This window comes from Lactiplantibacillus sp. 7.2.4, assembly GCF_018991185.1.
Taxonomy (GTDB): Bacteria; Bacillota; Bacilli; order Lactobacillales; family Lactobacillaceae; genus Lactiplantibacillus; species Lactiplantibacillus pentosus.
The window spans coordinates 1-432 of record NZ_JAGYGS010000175.1 but is presented as its reverse complement, the minus strand read 5'-3'; the positions used below and the strand labels follow the sequence as shown (position 1 = coordinate 432).

1 protein-coding gene is annotated in these 432 nt (G+C 41.0%); it reads right to left on the bottom strand.

Annotated features, from left to right (window positions below; all coding sequences use genetic code 11):
* Positions 1–267, bottom strand: a 267-nt coding sequence (locus KGF70_RS17075) for a recombinase family protein (RefSeq protein ID WP_216770707.1), incomplete at its 3' end; no start/stop codon positions are given.
* Positions 268–432 lie beyond the last annotated feature (165 nt).

The window sequence follows — 432 nt, the reverse complement described above, 5'->3', positions numbered from 1 at the left end:
CAACACATCTAGGGTTGCTCCCTTATTTTGAATGGTGTTCATGATCTGGGTTAAATCCTGGTTGTTTCTGCCTAAGCGATCTAATTCAGTGACCAGGACAATATCACCCTCACGAATATAGGCCAGCATCTTTTGCAGTTCTGGCCGATTAATGTTAGCCCCACTTAATTTATCCGTAAATAATTTATCAACGTCTTTTAAAGCCGCTAACTGTCGATCTAAATGTTGCTCCTTGGAACTCACGCGAGCATAACCGATTTTAGCCATTTTTAGCTCTCATTTTGGACAGTTCTAATGAACACTTGTAATTCCTAGTATAGCACAGAAACAAGAAAGGCCACTAGGGTATACCCTAGTGGCCAGATGCAGTTTACAGAGAATGGTCTGAAAAACAGTTAGACCAGTAAAACCCCTGAGTTTGGATTTACTCCA